Source organism: Nocardia sp. NPDC060220 (assembly GCF_042727815.1).
GTDB lineage: Bacteria > Actinomycetota > Actinomycetes > Mycobacteriales > Mycobacteriaceae > Nocardia.
On the sequence record NZ_JBHWZY010000857.1, the window covers coordinates 1 to 2,861 of the forward strand.

Sequence of the window (2,861 nt, forward strand, 5' to 3'; positions counted from 1 at the left end):
GTGTTCTCGGTAGCGATGTGGGCGGCGCGCTCGTGGATCCGGGCGCCCGCGTCGGCGTCGTCGTCGGTGGGGCGCGGCGCGAGACCCTTGAGCTTGCGCACGCTGAGCCCCGCCGAGCGCGCCTGATCCAGCCATCTCGGCCCGGTGAACAACACGGGTTCGTCGCCCGCGGCCAGCAATCGCAGACACAGCGCGATCGCGGGAAACGCATGCCCTGGATCGGGCCCGGCCACCACAGCTATTCGCATCCGCCCACCCTGCCATACCGCCAGACCCCGCCCACCTCGGACGACCGATCCACGATTTCTGCGCTACCTTGACCGCCGCGAGACCGATCCGTCCGAGCGACACCACCAGGAGCGAGCACGTGCGACACCCCGGAATCGACACCGTCGACGACCTGTTCGCGCTGCTCGAGCGGTGCGCCGGCGCCTGGGACACCGCGGACCGCACCGGCGACCCGGTCGACATCCTCGATCACGATCGCCAGTGCGCGCAGTTGCTCCGCCGCGACTTCCCCGACGACGAAGAACTCCAGGTCGCGGGTCTGCTGCACGACATCGGCCATGTACTTTTCCCCGGTGACGACGCGGGCCACGGCAGGCACGGCGCCGAGGCGGTGCGTGCGCTGCTCGGCCCCCGGGTAGCGCGCCTGATCGAACTCCACGTGACCGCGAAACGCTTTCTGGTGGCAACGGATCCAGCACACGCGGCCGGGTTGTCGACCTCGAGTCGCCGCACGCTCGTCGCACAGGGCGGCCCGATGACGCCCACCGAGACCGGTTCGTTCCGCGCGGACCCCGACTTCGCCGCGGCCCTGGCGCTGCGAAGGGCCGATGACGCGGGCAAGGTGGTCGGCCTACGGGTCGCCCCGCTTCAGGAGTGGCGGCCACTTGTCGAGCGCGTCGCGGCCCGACGGCTCTGATGGCGACGACACCCAGTGCCCTTGCACCGCAGCATCATCGATGCATGGTTCGCTGATCAGCCGCCGAAGGTGAACAGTTCGAACCCGACGGCGTGTTCGGCGGGGAACCCTTCCTTGGGACCCGTGGCGAAGCTGACGATCTCGCGCACCTGCTCCTCCACCGGCACCGGGCTCAGCACCTGCAGATAACGCCGATGCGCCGACAACGACGCGCGCGCCTGCTCCAGCTGAGCGCTCACGTCGACAGCATGGGTGGCCACGGGGCCGACCACGGCGGCCCACCGCGCCGACCACGGTGGCAGATCAGCGATTTCGGGGAAGATCCACTCGTTGCCCGCGTCGGAGATCGCGTCCATCGCCGATCGGCCGACGGCCCGGTGATCGGCACTGTTGACCACGCCGGGCGCCCAGGTGTCGCCGAAGTTGAACAGCACCACCATCTCCGGGCGATGTCTGCGCAGCGCGGCGGCGAGTTCCCTTCGCAGGGTGAGACCTTCCTCGATGCGGCCGTCGGAATGGTCGAGGAATTCGACGGTGTGCACGCCGACCTCACGGGCGCCCGAGATCTCCTCGATCTCCCGCAACGGCCCGGCCTGCGCGGGCGGCATCCCGGCGATCCCCGCCTCGCCGCGCGTGACGAGCAGGTAGCGAATATCCTTGCCCTGCCCCGTCCATCGCGCGACCGCCGCCGCGGCGCCGTATTCGATGTCGTCGGGGTGCGCGACGATCACCAGTCCGCGCTGCCAGTCCTCGGGTACCTGTTCCACCCCGCCATGCTAACCACAGACGACTAACTGATCGGGGTCTTGTCGCTCCCCGACACCGCCTTGTACAGCAGGTATACGCCGGTGCCGATCGCCCCGATCACCAGGATGGGCATCAGCGCCTCGATCAGCGCGCCGAGAATCCAGAACGCGATCACCGCGACCACGACGATGCCGATGACTTTCAAGACCATGACGACTCCTTCACCTCTGCGACCGCCGTCCAGCGATCCGACACCTCCGATCCTCCCACCCGGCGAGCAATAGATCACCAGGTCAGCACCGATATCCGGGTGTAGATCAGGGTTCACCCCGAGATCTCGGGCCCAGCCCGGCTACCGTGATCGGCATGGACTACTTGGCGTTGCTCTGTGCGAAGCTCACCGCCTTCGGTGAGCTCATCACCCCCGACACCGATCTGGCCGCGCCGGTGCCGTCCTGCGGCGACTGGGCGTTCTACGACCTCGTCGACCATGTCGGGCGGGGCAATCTGTGGGTGGTCACCGCGGTGGCCGAGCTGCGCGGCGATTTCGAGGGCGAGCCCGCGCCGAGAGATCCCGCCGCCCTGCGCGAGTGGTACGAGTCGACCGCCGACGCCATGGTGACCTCGCTGTCCGCGGACGAGAACCAGGAGGCCTGGACCTTCACCCGGTCCATGCCGCGCACCGTCGGTTTCTGGCGGCGGCGCCGCGCCCACGAGACGCTCATGCACCTGTGGGACGGTCAGAACGCGCTCGGCAAGGCCGACCCGTTCGATGCCGATCTCGCTGTCGACGGCATCGATGAGGTCTTCGAACTGTTCGCGCCGCGGATGATCCACCGCGGCCTGGCGGTCGAACCCGAGGTGGCGCTGCGGCTGCGGGCCACCGATACCGGCGGCACCTGGACCTACGGTCCGGGCGAGTCGGTAGCCGAGCTGGCGGGTACCGCGTCGGACCTGCTCCTGGCCCTGTGGGGACGCAAGTCCGGCGACGACCCGGAGTTCACCTGGGACGGCGACCGCGCGGCGGGCGAGCGAGTACTCGCCGGACCGCTCGTTCCGTAGGCAAACGACTGACGGCGAACCGGACAAGCGCCCATAATCGGGGCTCACCGCGCGTAGGAGGACTTGTCATGGAACCCATCGTCACGACCACGAGCGGCGCGATCCGCGGCCACACCGAGGCCGGGAT

The 2,861-nt window shown here is 69.1% G+C and carries 4 protein-coding genes and 1 pseudogene; 2 read left to right on the forward strand and 3 right to left on the reverse strand.

What is annotated here, in order from left to right:
- Positions 1-248: pseudogene (locus tag ACFWF3_RS30780) on the reverse strand (glycosyl transferase); the annotation flags it as partial.
- Positions 249-367: 119 nt separating this feature from the next.
- Here ACFWF3_RS30780 and ACFWF3_RS30785 point away from each other — a divergent pair.
- Entirely contained in the window at positions 368-925 is a 558-nt protein-coding gene (locus tag ACFWF3_RS30785) for an HD domain-containing protein (protein WP_379317218.1), read from the forward strand.
- A gap of 56 nt (positions 926-981) precedes the next feature.
- Here the strand turns inward: ACFWF3_RS30785 and ACFWF3_RS30790 are convergent, their stop codons facing one another.
- Positions 982-1,692, reverse strand: coding sequence for a PIG-L deacetylase family protein (locus tag ACFWF3_RS30790; RefSeq protein WP_379317220.1), 711 nt, complete (start codon positions 1,690-1,692; stop codon positions 982-984).
- 23 nt (positions 1,693-1,715) lie between these two features.
- Positions 1,716-1,883, reverse strand: coding sequence for a hypothetical protein (locus tag ACFWF3_RS30795; protein WP_358072878.1), 168 nt, complete (start codon positions 1,881-1,883; stop codon positions 1,716-1,718).
- Between the two features lie 155 nt (positions 1,884-2,038).
- Between ACFWF3_RS30795 and ACFWF3_RS30800 the strand changes: the two genes are divergently transcribed.
- A complete protein-coding gene (locus ACFWF3_RS30800; RefSeq protein ID WP_379317222.1) occupies positions 2,039-2,734 on the forward strand; it encodes a maleylpyruvate isomerase family mycothiol-dependent enzyme in 696 nt (231 codons plus the stop codon).
- Positions 2,735-2,861: the final 127 nt, after the last annotated feature.